Source organism: Akkermansia sp. RCC_12PD (assembly GCF_036417355.1).
Taxonomy (GTDB): Bacteria; Verrucomicrobiota; Verrucomicrobiia; order Verrucomicrobiales; family Akkermansiaceae; genus Akkermansia.
The window spans coordinates 1,834,769-1,856,931 of the sequence record NZ_CP143889.1 but is presented as its reverse complement, the minus strand read 5'-3'; the positions used below and the strand labels follow the sequence as shown (position 1 = coordinate 1,856,931).

At 57.5% G+C, this 22,163-nt stretch carries 19 protein-coding genes; 17 read left to right on the top strand and 2 right to left on the bottom strand.

Translation table 11 applies throughout. The features are described from left to right. Window positions 1-66: 66 nt before the first annotated feature. The gene (gene purN, locus V3C20_RS07885) at window positions 67-654 is read right to left on the bottom strand and encodes a phosphoribosylglycinamide formyltransferase (protein WP_130084827.1); all 588 of its coding nucleotides are present in this window, start codon (window positions 652-654) and stop codon (window positions 67-69) included. An 81-nt stretch (window positions 655-735) separates the two neighbouring features. Here purN and V3C20_RS07880 point away from each other — a divergent pair, with 81 nt between their 5' ends. The 5 genes from V3C20_RS07880 (at window position 736) to V3C20_RS07860 (ending at window position 6,064) form a co-directional block, all read left to right on the top strand. After that, window positions 736-1,845 (top strand): aminopeptidase, encoded by a 1,110-nt coding sequence (locus V3C20_RS07880; RefSeq protein WP_130084826.1) that lies wholly within the window; start codon window positions 736-738, stop codon window positions 1,843-1,845. Continuing rightward, window positions 1,842-2,696, top strand: coding sequence for a phosphodiesterase YaeI (gene yaeI, locus V3C20_RS07875; RefSeq protein WP_130084825.1), 855 nt, complete (start codon window positions 1,842-1,844; stop codon window positions 2,694-2,696). Before V3C20_RS07880 ends, yaeI begins: the two co-directional genes overlap by 4 nt. Before the next feature lie 19 nt (window positions 2,697-2,715). After that, window positions 2,716-4,446, top strand: a complete 1,731-nt coding sequence (locus V3C20_RS07870; RefSeq protein ID WP_130084824.1) for a cation:proton antiporter — start codon at window positions 2,716-2,718, stop codon at window positions 4,444-4,446. A gap of 4 nt (window positions 4,447-4,450) precedes the next feature. Beyond that, a complete protein-coding gene (locus tag V3C20_RS07865) occupies window positions 4,451-5,122 on the top strand; it encodes a TatD family hydrolase (protein WP_130084823.1) in 672 nt (223 codons plus the stop codon). A gap of 105 nt (window positions 5,123-5,227) precedes the next feature. Continuing rightward, window positions 5,228-6,064, top strand: a complete 837-nt coding sequence (locus V3C20_RS07860) for a hypothetical protein (protein ID WP_130084822.1) — start codon at window positions 5,228-5,230, stop codon at window positions 6,062-6,064. On the opposite strand, the gene V3C20_RS07855 is transcribed toward V3C20_RS07860, so the two are convergent. Then, on the bottom strand, window positions 6,045-6,617 hold the full coding sequence (locus V3C20_RS07855; RefSeq protein ID WP_161981432.1) for a GNAT family N-acetyltransferase: 573 nt from the start codon (window positions 6,615-6,617) through the stop codon (window positions 6,045-6,047). The genes V3C20_RS07860 and V3C20_RS07855 overlap by 20 nt on opposite strands. Before the next feature lie 419 nt (window positions 6,618-7,036). On the opposite strand from V3C20_RS07855, the gene V3C20_RS07850 reads away from it, so the two are divergent. The 12 genes from V3C20_RS07850 (at window position 7,037) to rpmH (ending at window position 22,119) form a co-directional block, all read left to right on the top strand. Continuing rightward, a complete protein-coding gene (locus V3C20_RS07850; protein ID WP_130084820.1) occupies window positions 7,037-7,861 on the top strand; it encodes a hypothetical protein in 825 nt (274 codons plus the stop codon). 84 nt (window positions 7,862-7,945) lie between these two features. Continuing rightward, the gene (gene trxB / locus V3C20_RS07845) at window positions 7,946-8,875 is read left to right on the top strand and encodes a thioredoxin-disulfide reductase (protein WP_130084819.1); all 930 of its coding nucleotides are present in this window, start codon (window positions 7,946-7,948) and stop codon (window positions 8,873-8,875) included. Between the two features lie 72 nt (window positions 8,876-8,947). Continuing rightward, window positions 8,948-10,327, top strand: coding sequence for an L-serine ammonia-lyase (locus tag V3C20_RS07840; RefSeq protein ID WP_130084818.1), 1,380 nt, complete (start codon window positions 8,948-8,950; stop codon window positions 10,325-10,327). Window positions 10,328-10,429: 102 nt separating this feature from the next. After that, window positions 10,430-11,119, top strand: coding sequence for a hypothetical protein (locus tag V3C20_RS07835; protein WP_130084817.1), 690 nt, complete (start codon window positions 10,430-10,432; stop codon window positions 11,117-11,119). 159 nt (window positions 11,120-11,278) lie between these two features. Then, window positions 11,279-12,289: an aspartate-semialdehyde dehydrogenase gene (locus tag V3C20_RS07830; protein ID WP_130084816.1), complete on the top strand. Its 1,011-nt coding sequence runs from the start codon at window positions 11,279-11,281 to the stop codon at window positions 12,287-12,289. Window positions 12,290-12,328: 39 nt separating this feature from the next. After that, on the top strand, window positions 12,329-13,222 hold the full coding sequence (locus tag V3C20_RS07825; RefSeq protein ID WP_130084815.1) for a polyprenyl synthetase family protein: 894 nt from the start codon (window positions 12,329-12,331) through the stop codon (window positions 13,220-13,222). A gap of 16 nt (window positions 13,223-13,238) precedes the next feature. Then, on the top strand, window positions 13,239-14,102 hold the full coding sequence (gene nadC / locus V3C20_RS07820) for a carboxylating nicotinate-nucleotide diphosphorylase (RefSeq protein ID WP_130084814.1): 864 nt from the start codon (window positions 13,239-13,241) through the stop codon (window positions 14,100-14,102). A 21-nt stretch (window positions 14,103-14,123) separates the two neighbouring features. Then, window positions 14,124-14,762 carry a pyridoxamine 5'-phosphate oxidase gene (pdxH, locus tag V3C20_RS07815; protein ID WP_130084813.1) on the top strand — a complete coding sequence of 213 codons (639 nt, stop codon included), beginning with the start codon at window positions 14,124-14,126 and terminating at the stop codon, window positions 14,760-14,762. Beyond that, window positions 14,759-15,595: a D-hexose-6-phosphate mutarotase gene (locus tag V3C20_RS07810; RefSeq protein ID WP_130084812.1), complete on the top strand. Its 837-nt coding sequence runs from the start codon at window positions 14,759-14,761 to the stop codon at window positions 15,593-15,595. The genes pdxH and V3C20_RS07810 overlap by 4 nt, the downstream gene beginning before the upstream one ends. Window positions 15,596-16,068: 473 nt before the next feature. Next, a complete protein-coding gene (locus V3C20_RS07805) occupies window positions 16,069-18,960 on the top strand; it encodes an autotransporter outer membrane beta-barrel domain-containing protein (protein WP_130084811.1) in 2,892 nt (963 codons plus the stop codon). 652 nt (window positions 18,961-19,612) lie between these two features. Then, window positions 19,613-21,724, top strand: coding sequence for a glutamine synthetase III (locus V3C20_RS07800; RefSeq protein WP_130084810.1), 2,112 nt, complete (start codon window positions 19,613-19,615; stop codon window positions 21,722-21,724). A 209-nt stretch (window positions 21,725-21,933) separates the two neighbouring features. Next, window positions 21,934-22,119 carry a 50S ribosomal protein L34 gene (rpmH, locus tag V3C20_RS07795; RefSeq protein ID WP_012420297.1) on the top strand — a complete coding sequence of 62 codons (186 nt, stop codon included), beginning with the start codon at window positions 21,934-21,936 and terminating at the stop codon, window positions 22,117-22,119. Window positions 22,120-22,163: the final 44 nt, after the last annotated feature.

Sequence of the window (22,163 nt, the reverse complement as noted above, 5' to 3'; positions counted from 1 at the left end):
GAACAAGACAAGAGAATAAGTCATCCTGTCATCAGTTCCGGAAAAGCGCGTTTCTCCGCGGCCGCATTACTCCAAAGTCTCCAGAACCCGGGCAATCATGGCGGGATAAAGCCTGTGCTCCTCCGCCTGAATGCGGGCATGCAGGCTTTCCGGCGTATCTCCGGACAATACGGGCACGCGGGCCTGCCCGAGGATGGGGCCCGTGTCCATCCCGCCGTCCACATAATGCACGGTGCAGCCGCTTTCCTCCGCACCTGCCTGGACGGCCTGTTCCCAGGCGTGCAATCCTGGGAACGCGGGCAGGAGAGAAGGATGAATATTGACGATGCGGGAGGGGAACGCCTGCAGCAGGGGGGATTTTACCAGCCGCATGAAGCCGGCCAGGCACACGCAGTCCACGCCGTATTCCTTCAGGCGCGCGGCAACGGCGGCCTGGGATTCCTCCGGGAATTTGGTCTTGAAGCCCGCGCAGTCGATCACTTCCGCCGGAACGCCCCAGGAACGGGCTCGTTCCAGAATGTAGGCGTCCGGGTTGTCGGACATCACCACGGCTATTTCCGCCTTGAGGACGCCGGAGCGGATGGCGTCATGAATGGACTGGCAATTGGAGCCGGAACCGGAACCGAGTATTCCTAATTTGGGCAATCTGGACATCCGGGGGATGAAACCACAGATTTTTGCCCGTGGCAAGCCTCCGGCTTGACAAAAAGCCCGGCGTATTCACCTAATAAAGGCATGAGAGACACTCGTTTTCAGGAATTGGCGGCCCAGCTTGCGGGGTATTCCACCGCCCTGCGGCCGGGTGACCGGGTTCTTCTGGAATTGACGGATATTCCGGAAGAAATGGGAGTGGCCCTCATCCGGGAAGTGCGCGCTGCAGGCGCCCTCCCCTTTCTGCGCCTGAACCAGACGCGCCTGAACCGGGAGATGCTTTCCGGAGCCGTGGAGGAACAGTATGAAGCCATCGCCCGCCACCGCATGGCGGAAATGGAGGACATGGACGCCTATATAGAAATTCGCGGAGGCGGAAACGCGTTTGAATTTTCCTCCGTTCCCCAGAAGAACATGGCCACAGCCATGAAGGCTCTGAATCCCGTGTCCCAAAGACGTATCCGCCACACACGCTGGTGCGGGCTGCGCTGGCCGTCGGAAGGCATGGCCCAGCAGGCGGCCATGAGCACGGAAGAGTTTGAGGATTTTTATTTCCACACCTGCCTGATGAATTATGGCGCCCTGCGCCCCGCCATGAAACGGCTGGCGGAGATGATGGAAGCCGCCGACCAGATCCGCATTACGGGGCCGGACACGGAGATTGCCTTTTCCATCAAGGGACTGAATGCCATTCCCTGCGCCGGGGAGTGCAACCTGCCGGACGGGGAAGTGTTTACGGCCCCCGTCATCGACAGCGCCAACGGACACATTTCCTTCAACGTTCCCTCCCTGTTCCAGGGCATTCCATTCGATTCCATCCGCCTGACATTGGAAGATGGCCTGATTGTTCACGCGGAGGCCGGAGACAAAACCGCGCAGCTCAACGCCATTCTGGATACGGATTCCGGAGCGCGCCGTCTGGGGGAATTCGCCTTCGGAGTCAATCCGGCCATTACCAAACCGATGCGGAACATTCTTTTTGACGAAAAGATATCCGGTTCCTTCCACCTGACGCCGGGACAGGCCTACCATGTGGCAGACAACGGCAACCAGTCCCGAATCCACTGGGACATGGTCTGCATCCAGACGGAAGAGGCCGGAGGCGGAGACATTTACCTGGACAACGAACTCGTACGCCATAACGGACTTTTCACTTCCCCGGAACTGGCTATACTCAATCCCATTCATTCATGACTGCCGCTCCCGCCCCCTCCAAAAAACGTTCCCTGCTCCGCAAGTTCCTTTACCTGGCCGCCGCAGCCGTTCTTCTGGGGTCTCTGCTCCTTTCCTACATGCAGTGGGAGGCCAACACTCTGAAATTCCGTGAAACGCAGGCCCCGGCCGGATGCCTGCCCGGCCTTTCCGGCCTGCGCATCCTGGTCCTGTCGGACGTACACACGAGCCTTCCCCTGCTGGAAGAGGCGGTGCAGATGGCGGGGAAAGCCAAACCGGACATGATCGTATTTCTGGGAGACCTTTACACGGATTATCAGAGAGCCACCCATGCAGGAGACTACATCAGACAGTTTCAGAAGCTTTCCTCCATCGCTCCGTCCTACGCCTGCCTGGGCAACCATGACATGGCCCTGTCCGGCAATGTGGAACGTATCCTGAAGGAGGGAGGCTTCACGCTGCTGAGGAATTCCGCTTCCTTCATCACCGTTCCCAGACTCGGGAATGCCGAGTTCAAGCTGGCGGGGCTGGGAGACGTACGGGAGGGGGACTGCTTTCCGGACAAATGCATGACTCCGGCGGAACCGGGGGGGGATTCCCCCATGCCGACCATCGTCCTGTGCCACAACCCCAAGGGAAGGGAACTGCTGGACCGCTACCACTGGGACCTGATGCTTTCCGGCCATACGCACGGAGGACAGATCAGGCTTCCCTTTTTTTCCTCTCCCCTGCTGATGATGGAAGGGGAAACCATGGCTTCCGGGTTTTATCCTTACGGGAAGAAATCCGTTTTTGTCACTCCCGGTATAGGGTATGTGGGGCCGGGACGTTTCAACTGCCCGCCGGAGGTCAGCCTGATCACCATTCCCTGAGTCCTTTTTCCGTCCGCCCATGATGCTCCTTTCTGTACTGGCTTCCGCGGAACCGAATGCAGCCCCGCCCTTTTTCACGCTGCTGACCGTCGTGTTCATGGGAATCATCGCGATCGCCCTGATTCTGGCCCATTTCCGGCAGTCCCTGATGGCGGGCTACTTCATCTGCGGCGTCATTCTGGCCAACTGCGGCATTCTGGACCACATTCCCAATTCCGACGTCAGCATCCAGGCTCTCTCGGAAGTAGGCATCATCCTGCTCATGTTCACGCTGGGACTGGAATTTTCCCTGGACGAACTCAAGCACCTGCGGAAAACGGCTCTGCTGGGCGGCGGCCTCCAGATGTTCCTCTGCACGGCTGTCTTCGGGCTGGGCCTGCATTACGTGACGGGCATGGATCTAAGCCATTCCCTGACGGTGGGGGCCATCATGGGGCTGTCCTCCACGGCGGTAGCCCTGAAATCATTCCAGGAATTCGGGCTGAGCGGCACTTCCGGAGCCAGGATGGCGCTGGGAATCGCGCTGTTCCAGGATATTGCTGCCATCATGCTCGTGGCCATCATGCCCCAGATATTCGGGACCTCCCGCGATTCCTGGGAAACGGCGTTCAACATAGGAGCCGCCGTACTGAGAGGCGTAATCTTCCTGGCCGCCGCATGGCTGATCGGCCGCTATCTGCTTCCGCGCGTTATGCTGGCCGTGGCCCGCACAAAAAGCCGGGAGTTGTTCACCCTGATGGTGTTCGCCATCTGCTCCGGCATCGCCATGCTCGCCAGCCTGCTGGGATTGAGCATTGAGCTGGGAGCGTTCACCGCCGGACTTTTCGTCAGCGGCTCCTATTACAGCCACCGGGTTCTCAGCGAAGTGCTTCCGTTCAAGGACCTTTTCCTCACCATTTTCTTCGTTTCCGCGGGACTGCTGATCGATATTAACGATTTGTGGGAACACATCGGCAACGTAGTCGTTTTCGCCACCTTCGTTCTCGCCGTCAAATTCGTGGCCTGCCTTGTGGCGGCGCATTTCCTGAAAATTCCGGGGCGCATGGGCATCATGGCTTCCACGGCCCTGACCAACGTGGGGGAATTCTCCCTGGTGCTGATTCCTTTCATGCAGGAGATCACCCCCATTCCCGCCCTGGTGACGGCCAACGTGTACGCCATTGCTGCCGTTTCCATGGGCATGACGCCCCTGCTGATGAAGGCGGCACGCCGCCTTACCCCCCTGCTGGTGCGCATTCCCGGCCTGAAGCTGAAGAATGAACGCATGAGCGTGGAAACCCTGATTACGCGCGTATCCGGCATCAAGGACCATGCCGTCATCTGCGGCTATGGCCCCGTAGGCAGAAAAATGCACGAAAGCCTGGGCCGGTACGGCATCCCCTGCATTATCATTGACTTGAACGCGGATACCGTCAAATCCCTGCTCAACGGCGGCCATCTGGCTTTTCTGGGGGACATCCAGCACCAGATCACCATGGAGCTGGCGAGCATCCGGACGGCGCGCCTGATCGCCTTCACTTTCCCGGACCCGAATCCGGCCCTGTCCACCTACATGCAGATCAAGAATGCCAATCCCGATATCACTGTGATTGCCCGCGCCAAATTCCGCTCGGAAGTGGCTTCCCTGCATCACGCCGGAATCGTCAACGTCATTCACGACGAGGAGGAAACGGGCGCCGCCGCCGTGCGGCTGGCCAAGCTGAGCTTTGACATTATCGAAACCGGGAACGGAGGTCCGTTGTCCCACTGATATCATGGATCTGCCGGACGCACATACCCATCCCTCTCCCGCCGCTTCCGGCGCCGGCCTCCGCTTCGTCTGCGGAACGTCCCCGGCGGACTGGGAACAGACGGCGCTGCTGGCGGAACGGGACGTAAACGTCACCCCGTTTTTCGGCATTCATCCGTGGTTTCTTGATTCGGCCGCATGGCGCCGGGACATGCGCCTTCTGGAAGAATTCCTGCACCGTTTCCCCAAGGCGGGAGTAGGAGAAACCGGCCTGGACAAATGCCGCCGCGGCATTCCGGACATGAAAGTGCAAAAAGACGCGCTACGCGTGCATCTGGACATGGCCGCTCAGATGAACCGCCCTGTTGCCCTGCATTGCTGCCGCGCCTGGGGAAGTCTGGCCGAAATGCTGAGAGAATACCCCCGCCTGAAAGCCATCCTGCACGGCTGGAACGGGGCGCTGAATCCGGCGTCCGACCTGCCTTCCGAGGATTGGCTGCTGTCCATCGGCCCCCGGGAAATGGAGCGTGCGGATATTTTTACATCCGTTCCCCTGTACCGTCTGGCGCTGGAATCGGACGAACATCCGGAGGCCCTGCCGGACCTTTACCGGGCTGCGGCGCAAGCGCTCCGGATGGAGGAATGCCGACTAGCCGCAATCGTCACGGACAACCTGTCAAGAATCTCCCCCCCATAACGATTTTCACGAAGCAGGGAGGACGAACGGTTCCGCTGGCATACTCCATGGCGGCGCGGCGGCTTTTTTCCTTGGCAGCCCCACGCCGGAGGCTATCATGCGGGCATGGGCCTTTTTCAGGATCAAACCAGTTCTTTGTCGGAAATCAAGCGGCTTGCCGCGCTCGTCATGGATCCCTCCCGCAGGGACGAAATAGGCCCTGACCAGTGGCCCCTGGCCATGATCGCCTACGGCCTGGTCACCTGTAATGAAAAAAACAGGCAGGCGGAAGGCATTGAAATTTACCGCACCTTCCAATCCTGCTGCGCCCCGGACGCCAGAAAGAAGTGCGCCCTTCAACTTGCGGCCTTCATCCGGCAGCGCAAAGGCGACGGATGGCGCGCCCTGCTCCCCTTTGCGATGACGGACGAACTGGCGGACATTCGCCGCCAGGCCGCCTTCCTGATTTATACGCTTGCGGCTCCGGAACGTGAAGAACGCTTCCCGGGGATCGCCGGACTGGCGGATATCATTTGCGCCGCTCCCCTTCCGGGACAGGCCGGCATGTCCCCGGCGCTGGACGCCCTGATGAGTCTGGGGGATCTGCGGTTCGCCCCTTATCTGGCATCCATTTCCAAAAAACTTTCTCCGGACCGCCTTGCGGAACTCCTGGAAGGGACGGAGGCCATTCCGACCGAACTGGGCTGCAACTGGCTGCTGGACATTCTGGATGAGCATGCGGAACTTTCCTCCACGGTAGCCCGCGTGCTGGCTGCCATGCCCGGCAGGGCCGGGGAGGTGCTGGATGTAGTCATTCCCGTTCCGTCCTGGCAGTTCACGAATTCCGCCGTCCAGCCGCTTCATTCATGGAGTATTCCGGAATATGGACTCCGCATGAAGGACCGGCTCGCCCAAAAACTCGCGCCTGAAGACCGGGAAACCGTCACTCAGGCCTGGAGCTGACGTGATAGAACCTCCGCACCACCCATTCATGGTGGAACTGCACGAAGGTTTGGTAAACGTCCGCATCCAGCGTTTTCTCATGCGTCATCAACAGCAGGGGATAAGATTCCCCTTCCGCCGTATAGGGAGGATGGATGTAGTCGAACTGGGGGTTGGGTACAAAACCATGGCGCTGATAAAACCCCAGTCGGCGCCGTGAAATCTCGTCCTCCGGAGGGTCAATTTCCAAAATGACCTTGTGCGGGAAGGTGTCACGCAGCTCCTCCAGAATCCTTTGTCCCGCTCCCTGGCCGCGCAGCGAGGCACTCACGGCGAAATATTCCAGATACACGAATTCCTCCCGCCGCCAGGTCACCAGAATGGCAGCCACCCGGCCCGCTTCATCCAAAAACGCTTCATAATAAAAACCCGGGTCCTCAAACGCCAGCGGAAAATCCTGAATCCGCCGCTGCTCATGAAGCGGAAAGCTAGTCCGGTAGATATCCAGAGATTCCACAAACAGGGGATCATCCACTCCCGTCACACGGCGCTTGGTCAAGGTTTCAGGCTTCATGCCCTGCATCCAAGCATATCCGGCAATTTCCGGCAAGCTTCCCGAAACGAATCACCGAGTCATGCAGTTGTATTTTCTCATTTAACCAGCTTTTCTTCTGTAATCAGCCCCAGACATCCAACATATTTCATAAAAAATTGACATTACATATAAAAGAAAAATACATTTATTTATATATTACATGAGCCGGTTTTCCCAAGTCCTTCTACAGAGCACCCCTTTCCTTATCATCCGATTTCCCATTTTCGTGGGCGGCATGAACGCATTCTTTCATACGGGAGAAATTCCGGGAGCAGATAACAATTCCTTTCAAATCAAAATCCAAAATTGCCTCTCCAAAAGGCCCGATGGAACGAGGAAACGAAAACGACGGAATTAGCCTTGTATCCGGCATGGCATCCAACTACATAAACAGTTTCATGAAGATCTTTCTCCTCCTCTCCGCCCTCTGGTTCGGCAGTGCCTTTTGCGTTCAGGCGCAAAATCTTCCCGTCCATGAAGAAGCATGGCCCGTATATGCCTCAGCGCGCAAAGGGGCCAGGATTCTTTTCATGGGCAACAGTTACACCTTTTTCAACCGGATGCCCGCCATGGTCATGGCTATGGCTGACATCAGGGGACTCCAGGCGGACGTGCATATCCATGCAGCTCCGGCGGCTTCCTTCAGTTCCCATTGGAACGATGAAGAAGCCAGAAAGAAATTAACGGGGAATTCCTGGGATTTCGTCGTCCTTCAGGATCAGAGCGCCACGCCTGTCATTGCGCCGGAACGGACTCTGGAGTTCGGAAAAAAACTGTGCTCGCAAGTTCGGTCTGAAAACGGCACTCCCGTGCTGTTCCTGACATGGGGAAGGAAAGGCGCTTCCAACATCCCCGACAAAGGGGAACAGCAGGCCCTGCGGGATACTTATCTGAAGCTCGCCCGGCAGGAGAAGGCAGCCCTGGCACCCGTAGGCATCGCCTGGGAGAATTGCTCCAGACGCCATCCGGAGATCAAGCTTTATCTGGAGGACGAACAGCATCCTTCCGAACAGGGAAGCTACCTGACGGCATGCGTGATGTACTGCACCCTGTTCGGCAAGTCTCCGGTGGGGCTGCCGGGCAAACTGACGCTGAAAGGGGTCCGTCTGTGCAATATTCCGCAGGCCAGGGCCAAAACACTGCAAACGATTGCCCAGGATACCTGCAAACGGCTTTTTACCACGCCGGCCAGCGCCAGGAAAAAGCCGGAAGGGCGCCGATGAATCCCCTGATACGGCATAGCGCAAAATCTACTCGCAAAACGAGCCGCCGGTCCCTATCATCCATGGCGAACACTTGCACACATTATGAGCGAACAAGTCATTATCATCGGCGCGGGCTGCGCGGGCTACACTGCGGCCATCTACACCGCCAGGGCCAATCTCTCCCCCCTCCTGATTACGGGCTCCCAGATAGGAGGGCAGTTGACTACCACCACGGAAGTGGAGAATTTCCCCGGCTTTCCGGACGGCATCATGGGGCCGGACCTCATGTTCCTGATGCAGCAGCAGGCGGAAAAGTTTGGTACGCGCTTTGCTTACGAAGATGTAAAAAGCGTCATCAAGGATGAAGCCACCGGACTGTTCACCGTCAAGACCAGCGGCCAGAATTACGAGGCCCGCAGCATCATCGTCGCTACCGGGGCATCCGCCCGCTATCTGGGCATTCCGGGGGAAGAAGGGCTGATAGGCCACGGGCTGACGGCCTGCGCCACCTGCGACGGCGCCTTTTACCGAGACGTTCCTGTTTGCGTGGTTGGCGGAGGAGACAGCGCGTGTGAAGAAGCCGCATTCCTGACCCGCTTCGCTTCCAGGGTTTATCTGATTCACCGCCGCGATACCCTCCGGGCCTCCAAAATCATGGCGGAACGCACGCTGGCGAACGAAAAGATTTTTCCGCTCTGGAATTCCACCATCGCAGCTTACAAGACGGACGACAAGGGGGAACTGGAAGCCGTCATGCTGAAAAATCTCGTCACCGGAGAGGAAACGGAACTGGCCGTCAAATGCGTATTCATGGCCATCGGCCATACGCCGAACACCTCTTTCCTGGGTGATCTGGTGGATAGGGACCAGTCCGGCTACATCGTCCGGGAACCCGGCCTCATGTCCACCAGGACGCCGGGCCTTTTCGCCGCGGGCGACGTGGCGGACCCCCACTACCGCCAGGCCATTTCCTCCGCCGGCATGGGTTGCGCCGCCGCCATTGAGGCGGAACGCTACCTGCTGGGCATGTAAGGGAACAAACTTTCGGAAAGGGCCGGGTTCCCGCGGGAATACCGGCCTTTCTCCGTCACAGGAAGAACGGACATGCACCACTACAGCATTTTTGAGCTTTTCAGCATCGGGATAGGCCCCTCCTCCTCCCACACGGTAGGTCCCATGCGGGCGGCGCACCGTTTTCTGGAACAACTGCGCTCCTCCCCCCATCTGCCGGAAATAGAAGGCATCCGCTGCGAATGCTACGGCTCCCTGGCCGCCACCGGACACGGCCACGGAACGGACACCGCCATCATGCTGGGCCTGCTGGGGGAAGAACCCCAGACCGTCGTACCGCGCGACATTCCCGGAATGATAGCGCGCCTGCACCAGCAGGAAACCCTGTCCGTTACGGAAGACAAGACCATCCGTTTTTCCCCCTCCCGCGACCTGGACCTTTCCCATTATCAGCCCCTGAAGCTCCACCCGAACGGGATGCTTTTCACAGCCGTCGACAAGGACGGAGCCCCGGTGGAAGACGCCGTGTTTTATTCCACAGGCGGCGGCTTTGTCGCCTCCGAGCAGGAACTGCTGCATCCGGTGGAACCGGACCGGGAACCGTTTCCCCTCCCCTACGAATCCGCGGAGGAATTGCTGCGCATGGCGGACGAACGCCACTGCCCCCTTTCTTCCATCGTGATGGCCAATGAATGCGCCCTTCTTCCGGAGCGCGACGTGCGCGAACGGCTGGACCTGATCTGGACAACGATGAAGCAGTCCATCGCCAGCGGCATGAGCGCGCGCGGCAACCTGCCCGGCGTGCTGCAAGTACCGCGACGCGCCAAGAGCCTGCGCAAGTCCCTGCTCGTCCACGGGGAGTCGGCCCTGAAAGACCCTCTCTCCATCATGGACTGGATCAATCTGTACGCCATTGCCGTGAGCGAGGAAAACGCCGCGGGCGGGCGCATCGTCACCGCTCCTACCAACGGTGCAGCGGGGATCGTCCCCGCCGTGCTCAATTACGCCACCAAATTCTGCGTTTCCCCGTATCCGGACGCCATTCACCGCTTCCTGCTCACCGCAGGGGGAATCGCCATCCTTTACAAGAAAAACGCCTCCATTTCCGGCGCGGACGTAGGCTGCCAGGGGGAAGTGGGCGTGGCCTGCTCCATGGCTGCGGCCGCACTGGCGGAATACTTGGGCGGGACGCCCCATCAGGTGGAAAACGCCGCGGAAATAGGCATGGAGCACAACCTGGGCCTTACCTGCGACCCGATTGCGGGGCTCGTTCAGATTCCCTGCATTGAGCGCAACGCCATCGCAGCCATCAAGGCCATCAACGCCGCCCGCATCGCCATGGGAGGCACCGGCGCGCACTTCGTTCCATTGGACAAGGTCATCCGCACCATGCTGGACACGGGACGGGACATGCAGTCCAAATACAAGGAGACGGCCCAGGGCGGCCTGGCCGTGAATGTGGTGAATTGTTAAAGGGAAGCGGAAATCATCCCACGGGAACCCATATGTGTCTGTTCCCTGAAAAAACGTTCCTCCGGGTTGACAGGCAAGGAGAGCGAATGTAGGGTTGCGAACATGTTTTCACGCCTTCTTCTTGCCCTGGCGCTGGTGCTGGGCGGTACGGGAATGTCCCGCGCCGTCCACGTTGTCATGTGCGGCGGTCCGGCCCTGAAACAATGGGAAGGACTGAGAATACAGCCGGACAGGCACGACAACTGGTGGGCCAACTTCGTCCGGGCGTCCACCGTCCGCATCGCCCAGATCCAGCAGGCGGACCCCGGGGCCAGAATCACGTGGATCGTGTACCGTCCGGGTTATGTGACGCGCGGCAAGGAGGACGGAAAACCCTACACGAAGTGGATTTCCGATCTGGCCGCCAAATACAAAACCAAACTTGTCTGGGTGAATACCGCGGACCAGGCCATCCGCGCCCTGAATTCCTCTCCCCGCTTCCAGGGGGACAAAGTGGAATCCTTCTACTACTTCGGCCACTCCAACTGCTTTGCCTGGATGCTGGATTACGGCAACAACATCATGGCCGTTTCCACGGAATGGATTCATGAAACGGACTTGAACCGCATCCGCCGGGATATTTTTTCCCCGCAGTCCGATTGCCGCAGCTTCGGCTGCTACACGGGGGCCAGCATGTCCGGCTGGTGGAAGCGCATCGTAGGCGTTCCTCTCTGGGGCAATATGGAATCCACCCGCTATGCTCCCGTTTCCAACGGACGCCTGCCGGAAGGCGCGGGCAAGTGGGTTAAGTAGAGTTAGTAGTTAATAATTAACAGTTAATAGTTAACAGGATTTTTTAATTTTACGGTTCCGGACGCAGTTTCCTGCCACCTGATCCCGTATTGCTTTCCCTCCCAAAACCCTTACAATAGTCCGCATGCGGAACCGATTCCGCCATTTTCTGACACAATCATGAACCAAGCACCCCATGTTGCCATCGTTGGCGCCACCGGAGCGGTGGGCGTCGAGATCCTGTCCTGCCTGGAAACACGCAACTTTCCCGTCGGCTCCCTGAAGCTTCTGGCCTCCGCCCGTTCCGCGGGCAAACAGGTAGCCTTCCGTGGAAAAATGCTGACTGTGGAAGAATTGACGGAGAAATCCTTTGAAGGCGTAGACATCGCCCTGTTCAGTGCGGGCGGTGGCATTTCCCTGAAATTCGCCCCCATTGCGGCGGCGGCAGGCTGCGTGGTTATCGACAATTCTTCCGCGTTCCGCCAGGAACCGGACGTTCCCCTCGTCGTGCCGGAAATCAATCCGGACGCCGCGTTCAACCATCCGCGCAACATCATCGCCAATCCCAACTGCACCACCATCATCACGCTGATGGCCCTGTTCCCCCTTCATCAGAAGTTCGGGTTGAAAACCGTCATTGCGTCCAGCTACCAGGCGGTTTCCGGCAGCGGGCAGCACGGCATCGCGGAACTGGAGTCCCAGGTGCGCGCCGTGGTGGACGGCCACCCTGTGGTCAAGAATGTTTATCCGCACCAGATCGCCTTCAACCTGTTGCCGCAGATCGACTCCTTCACGGACACCGGCTACACCAAGGAAGAGCTGAAAATGCTCAATGAAGGCCGCAAAATTCTTTCCCTGCCGGAACTCAAGGTTACCTGTACCTGCGTCCGTGTTCCCGTGTACCGCTCCCATTCCATCTCTGTCACCGCCCAGTTTGAACAGCCCGTAGACCTGGAAAAGGCCCGCCAGGCCTATGAAGGCAAGCCCGGCGTGGCCCTGATGGACAATCCTGCGGAAGGCCTGTGGCCCACTCCCTTGGACAGCACCAACGGCGACACCTGCTACGTGGGCCGCATGCGGAGGGACATGGCCGTCGACAACGCCCTGGCCCTGTGGGTCGTAGGTGACCAGGTGCGCAAAGGCGCGGCCCTGAACGCCGTGCAGATTGCAGAACTTTTAATCAACCGCTGAATCAAGACAAATCCCACCCCGTACCCATTTCATAACGCCATGTGTGAACAATCCCTGAAAGATTACATTACCGAACAGTGCGCCCTGATCGACGCGGCGCTGGACAGGCTCCTTCCCGCCGAGGACGAAAGCCCGGAAACCATCCACAAAGCCATGCGCTACAGCATGTTTGCGGGCGGCAAGAGAATGCGTCCGGTGCTTTGCCTGGCTGCGGCGGAAGCCTGCGGCGGCCTGGCCGTCAACGCTCTGATCCCTGCCTGCGCGGTGGAAATGATGCATACGTATTCCCTCATTCACGACGACCTGCCCGCCATGGACAATGACGACCTGCGCCGGGGCAAGCCCACCAGCCACAAGGCATTCGGAGAAGGCATCGCCATCCTGACCGGAGATGCCCTGCTGACGGAAGCCTTTGCCGTCATCGCCCGGGTGGACGATACGGAACGCTACACCGTCCGGGACTACGTGGCGGAACTGGCGGCCACCGGCGGCAGCAAGATGCTCATCGGCGGCCAGGTACTGGACCTGGAAGGGGAGCACAAGAAGCTTTCCGAGCCGGAAGTACGCGCCGTATATGAAGGCAAGACGGCTGCCCTAGTAACCACCGCCCTCCGGTTCGGAGCCATGTCTGCCGACGCTACGGAAGCACAGCTGGAAGCCGTCACGGACTTCGGCTACAACCTGGGCCTGGCTTTCCAGGTGATCGACGATATTCTGGACCTGACCGCCTCCACGGAAAAGCTCGGCAAAACGGCGGGCAAGGACGTGAACTCCCAGAAATCCACCTGTCCGGCCCTGATCGGCCTGGAAGGAGCCCGTTCCGAAGCCAAGTGCCGTACCCAGGCCGCACTGGACGCCCTGATGATTTTCCCGGAAGAACGCCGCACGCGCCTGGTGGAAATAGCGAATTACCTTCTCAACCGCGAATATTAAGCAACATTTCCCGTTCATGCCCGCAGAAAACGTATCCGACAACGTCGCCGCGCTGATCGACATGGCGCTAGCCGAAGACTTCGGCCCTGGCGACGTAACCTCCACTTATTTCGTTCCCGAACACCTGACGGCCAGGGCCATCCTGACGCCCCGCAAGAAAGGCGTTCTGTCCGGCGTCAACGTGGCGGCGGAAGTATTCCGCAAGGTGGACCCCAGCCTGAAGGTGGAAGTATACCTGCACGACGGGGAAGCCGTGGCGCCCGGCGCCGTAATCATGCTCATTGAAGGGTCCGCCCGGTCCATTCTGGGTGCGGAGCGCACGGCCCTGAACTTCATCCAGCGCCTTTCCGGTGTGGCTTCCCTCACCCGGAAATACGTAAAGGCCGTCTCCCACACCAGCGCCCGCATTCTGGACACCCGCAAAACGACGCCCGGCTACCGCCTTCTGGAAAAAGCCGCCGTGGCCCACGGCGGCGGCACCAACCACCGCATGGGACTTTACGACCGGGCCATGGTGAAGGACAACCACCTGATGACGGACGGCAATACAGAACATCTCCAAAAGTGCATCAACACCCTCCGCGCGGAAAAGCCCGGCGTGGAAATCCAGCTGGAGGCGGATACCCTGGAACAGGTGGAATCCTTCCTCAAGCTGGAAGGCGTGGACCACATTCTGCTGGACAACATGACGCCGGAAACGCTCAGAAAAGCCGTCGCCCTGCGCGGGGACCGCTCCACCCCCCTGCTGGAAGCCAGCGGCGGCGTCAATCTGGACACGGTGGCGGCCATTGCGGAATCCGGCGTGGACTTCGTTTCCGTGGGCTACGTCACCCATTCCGCTCCATCGCTGGATCTGGGGCTGGATTTCAGCGTGGAATAAAACCATCACTTTTCCCATATCATGGACCTGTCCAATTTCAGAGAAGAATACCTCAAGGGCCAGCTGCACAGGAAGGATCTGGCGGCCAATCCCTTTGAACAATTCCAAACCTGGTTTGACCAGGCTCTGAAAGCGGGCATCCCGGAACCCAACGCCTTTTCCCTGGCCACGGCCAACGCTCAGGCGCGCCCTTCCCTGCGCACGGTGCTCCTCAAGTACTTTGACGAAACCGGGTTCGTGTTTTTTACCAACTACGGTAGCCATAAGGCCCGCGACATTGAGGAAAATCCCCAGGTCTGCATGATGCTCCCCTGGGTCATGCTGGAACGGCAGGTCATTATTTACGGAAAAGCCGTCAAGGTTTCCCGCACGGAATCCCTGAAATACTTCCTTTCCCGCCCCAAGGAATCACAACTGGGAGCATGGGTTTCCCAGCAAAGTTCCGTCATTTCCGGAAGAAAACTGCTGGAAATGAAACTCATGGAACTGAAAAACAAATTCTCCAAGGGAGAAATTCCTCTGCCCTCCTTCTGGGGCGGCTTCAGGATCATTCCGGAAGCCTTCGAATTCTGGCAGGGCGGCCCAGGCCGCGTTCACGACCGCTTCATGTACACGCGGCAGGAAGACGGTTCATGGGCGATTGAACGACTGCAGCCATGATTTCCGAACGCGTTACAGACCAGGGGCTGACCTTTCTGGACGTGGAAACGCCGTTCTGCGCGGCATCCCTCTGCTTGCAGGGAGCCCACCTCGTTTCCTGGAAGCCTGCGGGCCAGCAGGAATGCCTGTTTCTTTCCCCAAAGGCGGTCTTTTCCCGCGGAAAAGCTATCCGCGGCGGTATTCCCGTCTGCTGGCCCTGGTTCGGAGTAGCGGAAAACGGCCCTGCCCACGGCATTGCCCGCACTTCCGAGTGGCGCCTCCATCATCAGGAAACGGATATGCGGGGCAATCTTCTTCTTTCCCTGGCCCTGTATCCGGATGACGCCGGACAGCCCGCCGCCATTCTGCGCCTGACGCTGGGTTCATCTCTGGCCATGAAGCTGGAGACCACCGTCCGCAGGCTCCCCTGCAAGCTCACCGAAGCCTTCCATAACTATTTTGCCGTCGGCAACCTGACCAAATGCCGCGTTCTGGGCCTGGAAAATGTTCCCTTCCGGGAATATGCCGCCCAGCCCATAAAACACGGGGAACGCCCCCTGGCGCCCCTGGGCTGCCTGGACCGCGTGTACGACTGTCCGGACCACACGGGAAAAATTATTCTGGAAGATCCGGTCATGAACCGTTCCATCACGGTGGAGCGGGAGCATGCCTCTTCCGTCATCGTCTGGAACCCTGGCCAGCAGGGTGCGGCGGACATGCCGGACCTGGGAGCGGATTCCTGGAACAAATTTCTTTGCGTGGAAACGGGGAATGCCTCACCCCGTACCCTTCATCTTGCTCCAGGGCAGTCCCATACCATGTGCCAGAAAATTTCAGTGGCGCCCCTGGCTTGACCAAACAATTTCCGGAAACTGCGTCCGGAAGGCTTGCCGGATCATACCTCCATGGCAGTTTTTCCCCGATAACACCCTGTTTTAAATGTTTATTTTAATAAACTTACCTTACCAGGAAAAAGGAACTGCGGATTTATAATCCGGAGTCAATCCATATTTTTAAGGGGAAAGCATTTAGACTGGAATCCTTTTTCATTTAATTGGAAAATGTTACCGGGAAACTGAAGCCAACCGGCTTTTACGGGTAAATTATTTCCAAAGCGCGGGAGAGAAGGAATCTTCCCCGCTCCTCCTCTTTTCAAGACTTTGAAAAGCCAGAAAACACTTACTTCCTATATATTGCATCATTATCTCAACTGGCAATAACTTATTAATTCTAAGGAATACGCGCTTCAGGTCCAACTGTAAAAAAAGCCGCAGCTTTGCCTCAACAGAATACTCCGGATTATAAATCCGCATAAAGTATCATCGTTATGAAAATCAAACTTCCCCTGACTCTGCTGGCGTATGTCTTTGCAACTCTTCCCTCTATTGCAAATGACGCCGCCGCTCCGGCAGATGGAGAAAATGTTTCCATCACTGAAAGTGTCCGTTACGTACTCAGTACTGACATGGAGTATGGTACAACCGTATTCCAGGCAGATCCTTCCATTCCCCAGGAACAATTTGAAGTCTCGTTTGAAGGAGACGGCCTGCAGAATCTTACCCTGAACAAGGAAGATACCACGAACAAAACCGCCCAATTCCTTTTCCGTTCGAAAAACGATGATCCCCGTATTAATGAATTCACCCTGTCCATTTCCCGACTGAACGACCTTCATCTCGGCGGGACATACGGAGCCGTTGAATTAAGCAACAATCAGGGAAATTCCGTATTTTCCATCACCGATATCGGCGGAAACGTGTGTCTGGATAACAACACGATGGAACGCAGCGGAAACGCGGCGGACGCCCTGGTGTCTCTGTACTCTTCCGGGAATAACACCATTCTCATAGACAATGTTGGAGGAACTTTATCCATCAGCAATAACACAAAAACTTCCGGAGCGGCGCAATCCGGGCTGGGATTGCTTATTTACAGCTCCAACAAAACGGAAAACAGCTCCAACAGTTTAATCCAAATCACCAATGTCCGAGGAGGAATTGATGTCCGGGACAATACCTTTTCAGCCGGCCAGGGCGTCATCAGCATTTTCAATGATGTGAAGACCGGAAATGCCACCATCATCATGGACACCATCGCCGGCGGCGTTCGCTTCGTGAACAACGATGCCGGGGATAATGCCTTCGGCGCCTGCCTGACAGCAGGCTGCAAAGTCAACTGGGGCGACGAATTATTCAGCGGACATGCAGCTATTCAGCTTTCCAACATTCAGGGAGATATACTTTTCCAGAACAACAGTTCCTATGCCGGATCCGCCATTTTTGTCAATGGTACGGAAAGCATGCTTTCCATTTCCGGCGTGGAGGGCAGCGTATCATTCACCGGAAACCATGCGGGTACTTTCGGCGGCGCCATTTATTTTGAAACGGGCTCCGTCTCTGAAAATAATGTATTATCCATTCAGCACGTGCAGGGAGATGTCCTGTTTGAAAACAATTCGGCAACATATTTTGGAGGCGCCATCTGCAGTTCTGCACCCATAGAAGATGAATATGGCAGCCCCACTGGTCCTGCCGACGCCCGGATCATTTTATTGGCTGACGGGGGCGATATCATATTCCAGAGCAATGTCATGTACGCAGGCGGTACGGACCCAATCGCCAACGCCATTCTGGCGGATGGAAAACACAAGGTGGAACTGGGTGCCGCGGCCGGCCGCAAAATTGCCTTTTATGACCCCATCGTCATGCAGGATGAACAGGAGAACGCTTCTTCCCTGCATTTCAACAAAGGGGAGGACTGCCAGGGGGAAATCCTCTTCTCCGGCAGGGATTATGCAGACTCGGAAGACGCTGCCAATTACACCTCCACCCTGACGGGGGATGCCTTCCAGTACAACGGTACTGTCCGTCTGGACCAAAGGGCGGCCCTGGAACTGGTCAACTACGTCCAGGAAGGCGGAATACTGGCCATGGGACGCCGTACCTCCCTGGCCGCTTCCGGGAATGTTTCCCTGAAAACGCTTACGCTTGATCTCAGCCTAAGCGGAGAGGCCGCCTCCATCACGGCCGCAGGTTCCGTTTCCGCCGATCGGCTGACTGTGTACGCCTCTTCTTCCGGAGTTGCCGCAGGAGACACCGTACTGACCATCAAGGCGGCCTCTTTCGGAGGAATTCTTGAGGAAACGGGAGACCACAGGGTCGCCATGCGGGATGACCAGGGAATGAACTTCCTTCTGGAAATGAACTGGGATCTGAACGAGGAAGGCTCCCTTGTTTTTACCACCGGCAGTGTCGTTGAGGAAGGAGTCATTGCGGAGCTCCAGGGGAGCAACATAGCCAATTCCATGCTTTCTTCCGCCTCCACTCTGCGTTCATTCACCGGCACGGGGCTGGAACACCTGGATACGGCACGCTTCCTCTCCCCTCTCAAGAGCAATGTCTGGACCAGCGGACTGGGAGATTTCCAAATGCAGAGAACCAAGGGCGGCATTGAAGGGTTTGACTACCAGGGTGGCGGCTTTGCCGTAGGGGGAGACTACAAGCTCGGAGAACAATGGCTGGGCGGCGTCGCCTACGGCTACACCTCCGGCAAAAACATCAGCCGGGAATACCGGGCCACCAACCGGCAGAACACCAATATGGGCCTTATCTACACCGGCTGGAGACTCCCCATGAACAAGGGGCAGGCTCTGACCATCACTGCCGCCGCCGGCTTCAGCAGCAGCGACAACCGCCTTTCCTCCGTGACCTCCGGCGGCCAGAACTCGTCAGGTTCATGGACCAACCGGGCATGGGACGGCACGGTAAAGGTCGCATGGGATCTGCCCGTGGGCAAAAACCTCGTTCTCACCCCCCATATCGGCGTGGAATACACGGATGTGGTGCAGGAGGCGTTTACGGAAAGCGGAGAGATGGCCCGCCGGTTTGACCGGGGCCATTACCGCAATCTGGCCCTTCCCGTGGGCCTTTCCCTGACCCAGGGGCTGACGCTGGGCGGCATGCCCTGGAGCCATACGGTTAGCGTGGAGTATCTCCCGGACGTGTACCGGAGCAATGCGGGAACCTATGCACGCCTGGTCAGCAACGGCTATGGGTGGGGAGTGGACGGCAGCAAGCCCGCGCGGCAGGGAGTGAGGGCGGGGATTTCCGGCCGGCTCCAGGTAACGGCCAATTGGAGCGCGTATGGCAGCTACCAGGTGGAGGCGCGCGACAGTTTCGTGAACCAGCGGGTAATGCTCGGAGTAGGTTATTCCTTCTAATAAAAAAGAGCAGATGCAAGCACAGCCGGGCTTCCTTGAAAGGGAGCCCGGCTTTTATACGCCGACTACTGTCCCGGACTGCCGAAAGGAAAGCCCCGGAAACATAGTCCGCAGCAGGAGGGAAATTATTCCCCGGAGAAAAATGGCCTCTCCCGCTTCCTATATCCGGAACAACCGATTTGTCCTGCTTCCATAAAAGACGGCTTTGGAATCCGGCATCAATGATAATTTTTGGCATTAAAAGGGTTTGATATAAAAATACCTGCATCATCAGAAACGCAGATATAAAAAACATATCCGTTTTAGTAACAATATCATAATGATTTATAATGAGATATAGTTATTTTAAAATATGTTTTTTATCAAACGGATTCCAAATCCGCTATATTTATGGTGGTAGGAGGGCGTGGCATTTTTCATGCTGCTTTCTCCCATTTCACAATGGATATGTGACGAGAAGGACCGGGCTTCCAATTCATTGGGAGCCCGGTCTGATGCAGCCTGAACAGTAGAAGAGGCAGGAGGAAAAACGGTTTTCCCCGCCATGAAGGGCATTCCAGGTGAAAATAACGGACTGGCAGGATTCGGCTTGCAAAAAACGCTCTTTTAAGGTTTGGTAGATTTCGAGCCTTTTGGCGCGTTCCCTACCAAGATGCACACAAACACACCTTCCGATGTTGGCAACGCCGCAACCTTTATTGCGGAAATCTACGGCCAGGACGTCTTCAACATGGAGACCATGCGCGGCTACCTGCCCCGCCCCGTTTACAAAAAATTGCTGGCGACAATCCGCAAGGATGAAAAGCTGGACCCGGATATTGCCAATGAAGTGGCCCAGGCCATGATGACCTGGGCCCTGGAAAAGGGCGCCAGCCATTACACGCACTGGTTCCAGCCCCTCAACGGCAGTACGGCTGAAAAGCATGATTCCTTTGTGGAAGTGGACCCGGAAGGCAACCTGGAACTCAAATTCTCCGGCAAAAGCCTGGTCCAGGGGGAACCGGACGCCTCCAGCTTCCCCTCCGGCGGTCTCCGCGCCACGTTTGAGGCCCGCGGCTACACGGCATGGGACCCCACCAGCCCCGCTTTCATCAAGCGTACGGACAATGGAGCCACCCTGTGCATCCCCACCGCCTTCTGTTCCTACAAGGGGCAGGCACTGGACAAGAAGACTCCCCTGCTGCGCTCCATGACCGCCGTCTGCCGCCAGGCGCAGCGTCTGCTGGCCTGCTTTGGCGGTCCGGAAAACATCCACGTCACCGCCAACCTGGGCGCGGAACAGGAATACTTCCTGGTGGACAAGCAGCTTTATGCCCTGCGCCCGGACCTGATGATGTGCGGCCGCACTCTCTTCGGCAATGTGCCGCCCAAGCACCAGCAGATGGAAGACCATTACTTCGGCTCCATCAAGGACCGCGTGCTGGAATTCATGGTGGACGTGGACGAAGCCCTGTGGAAGCTCGGCATTCCCTCCAAGACGCGCCATAACGAGGTGGCTCCCGGACAGTTTGAAATCGCGCCCATTTTTGAAAGCCAGAACCTGGCCGTGGACCACAACATGCTGGTCATGGAAGTGCTCAGGAAAACAGCCAACAAGCACGACCTGGTCTGTCTGCTCCATGAAAAGCCCTTTGCGGGAATGAACGGCTCCGGCAAGCACAACAACTGGTCCCTTTCCGCCCCCGGCTACGGCAGCCTTCTCAATCCCGGCTCCAGCCCGCAGGAAAACGCCATCTTCCTCACCCTGCTCTGCGCCACGATCAAGGCCGTGGACGAACATGCGGATCTGCTGCGCGCCTCCGTCGCCAAATCCGGCAACGAACACCGCCTGGGAGCCCATGAAGCTCCTCCGGCCATCATTTCCATTTTCCTGGGGGACCTGCTGGACGAAATCATTGAGCAGATTGAAAAAGGCGGCACCAAGAAGGCATGCACGGTGAAAACCATGAGCATCGGCGTAGATACGCTGCCGATGTTCCCGCTGGACACTTCCGACCGGAACCGCACCAGCCCCTTCGCCTTCACCGGCAACAAGTTTGAATTCCGGGCCGTGGGTTCTTCCCAAACCTGCGCATGGCCAATGACGGTGCTCAACACCATCGTCGCGGAAAGCCTGGATGAAATCTGCACCATCCTGGAACCCGTCAAGGACAAGCCGGAAGAATTCCACACGACGCTCAACAAGCTGCTTCAGAACATCATCAAGAAGCACAAGCGCATCCTCTTCAGCGGGGACGGCTACGGAGAAGCCTGGATCAAGGAGGCCGAACGCCGCAAGCTGGCCAATACGCCCGGCACCATCGAGGCGCTGGCGGCACTGGAAACGCCCAAAGCCAGGGCGCTTTTTGAAAAATACAAGGTGGTCAGCCCGGTGGAACTCCATGCCCGCCATGAAATCCAGTCGGAAATCTTCCATAAGGAAATCAATATTGAGGCGGAAACGGCCCTCCTGATGGTGGAAACCCTGTATATTCCGGCCGTCACGGAACAGCTCACGCAGCTCACCTCCGCCATTGCGCAGATGAAGGCTTCCGGAATCAAGGCGGGGATGAAAGCCACGACGGACCGCGCCAACCGGATCGGAGAACTGCTGGACCTCCTGCCCGCCCAGGTGCGGATGCTGAGGCAGGCAGTGAATCAGAAAAACACGAAAGACATTCAGACCGGAATGGATGACTTGAGAAAGACCATCGACACCCTGGAAGGGATGACGGATGCAGACTTGTGGCCCGTTCCGACCTATGCGGAATTGCTCTTCCTGTAAAAACGGAGCGCTTTCACGGCCATAAAATATATTTATTATCAATCATTAATAGAAAAAATAACACGGCTGCACCCAAGAAAAACGCCAAATAATCGCCTGACGGATTGACAAAACGGCCAAAATAGTTATCCTTTTTGTCCGGTTGTGCATAGGCCGCTTAGACGGACGGCACTGAATCTAGTAATTCACAAGAAGCATCTTTCAATATCATGAGCAAGAGGACTTATCAACCATCCAAGCGCTGCCGCAAGCGCCAGTTCGGATTCCGTGCACGCATGGCGACCAAGAACGGGGCCGATATCATCCGCCGCCGCCGCGCCAAAGGCCGCAAGCGCCTTCTTCCCAAGGGAGCCGAAATCCAGTACAAGCGCCATACCATCCAGCACGGCCGTTAATTCGCCGTCAGGACTTGGTTAACGCCTCCTTGGAACATTCTTTT

Coding starts and splice junctions, on each gene's coding strand:
- purN (WP_130084827.1), bottom strand. CDS start 654: ATGTCCAGATTGCCCAAATTAGGAATACTCGGTTCCGGTTCCGGCTCC.
- V3C20_RS07880 (WP_130084826.1), top strand. CDS start 736: ATGAGAGACACTCGTTTTCAGGAATTGGCGGCCCAGCTTGCGGGGTAT.
- yaeI (WP_130084825.1), top strand. CDS start 1,842: ATGACTGCCGCTCCCGCCCCCTCCAAAAAACGTTCCCTGCTCCGCAAG.
- V3C20_RS07870 (WP_130084824.1), top strand. CDS start 2,716: ATGATGCTCCTTTCTGTACTGGCTTCCGCGGAACCGAATGCAGCCCCG.
- V3C20_RS07865 (WP_130084823.1), top strand. CDS start 4,451: ATGGATCTGCCGGACGCACATACCCATCCCTCTCCCGCCGCTTCCGGC.
- V3C20_RS07860 (WP_130084822.1), top strand. CDS start 5,228: ATGGGCCTTTTTCAGGATCAAACCAGTTCTTTGTCGGAAATCAAGCGG.
- V3C20_RS07855 (WP_161981432.1), bottom strand. CDS start 6,617: ATGAAGCCTGAAACCTTGACCAAGCGCCGTGTGACGGGAGTGGATGAT.
- V3C20_RS07850 (WP_130084820.1), top strand. CDS start 7,037: ATGAAGATCTTTCTCCTCCTCTCCGCCCTCTGGTTCGGCAGTGCCTTT.
- trxB (WP_130084819.1), top strand. CDS start 7,946: ATGAGCGAACAAGTCATTATCATCGGCGCGGGCTGCGCGGGCTACACT.
- V3C20_RS07840 (WP_130084818.1), top strand. CDS start 8,948: ATGCACCACTACAGCATTTTTGAGCTTTTCAGCATCGGGATAGGCCCC.
- V3C20_RS07835 (WP_130084817.1), top strand. CDS start 10,430: ATGTTTTCACGCCTTCTTCTTGCCCTGGCGCTGGTGCTGGGCGGTACG.
- V3C20_RS07830 (WP_130084816.1), top strand. CDS start 11,279: ATGAACCAAGCACCCCATGTTGCCATCGTTGGCGCCACCGGAGCGGTG.
- V3C20_RS07825 (WP_130084815.1), top strand. CDS start 12,329: ATGTGTGAACAATCCCTGAAAGATTACATTACCGAACAGTGCGCCCTG.
- nadC (WP_130084814.1), top strand. CDS start 13,239: ATGCCCGCAGAAAACGTATCCGACAACGTCGCCGCGCTGATCGACATG.
- pdxH (WP_130084813.1), top strand. CDS start 14,124: ATGGACCTGTCCAATTTCAGAGAAGAATACCTCAAGGGCCAGCTGCAC.
- V3C20_RS07810 (WP_130084812.1), top strand. CDS start 14,759: ATGATTTCCGAACGCGTTACAGACCAGGGGCTGACCTTTCTGGACGTG.
- V3C20_RS07805 (WP_130084811.1), top strand. CDS start 16,069: ATGAAAATCAAACTTCCCCTGACTCTGCTGGCGTATGTCTTTGCAACT.
- V3C20_RS07800 (WP_130084810.1), top strand. CDS start 19,613: ATGCACACAAACACACCTTCCGATGTTGGCAACGCCGCAACCTTTATT.
- rpmH (WP_012420297.1), top strand. CDS start 21,934: ATGAGCAAGAGGACTTATCAACCATCCAAGCGCTGCCGCAAGCGCCAG.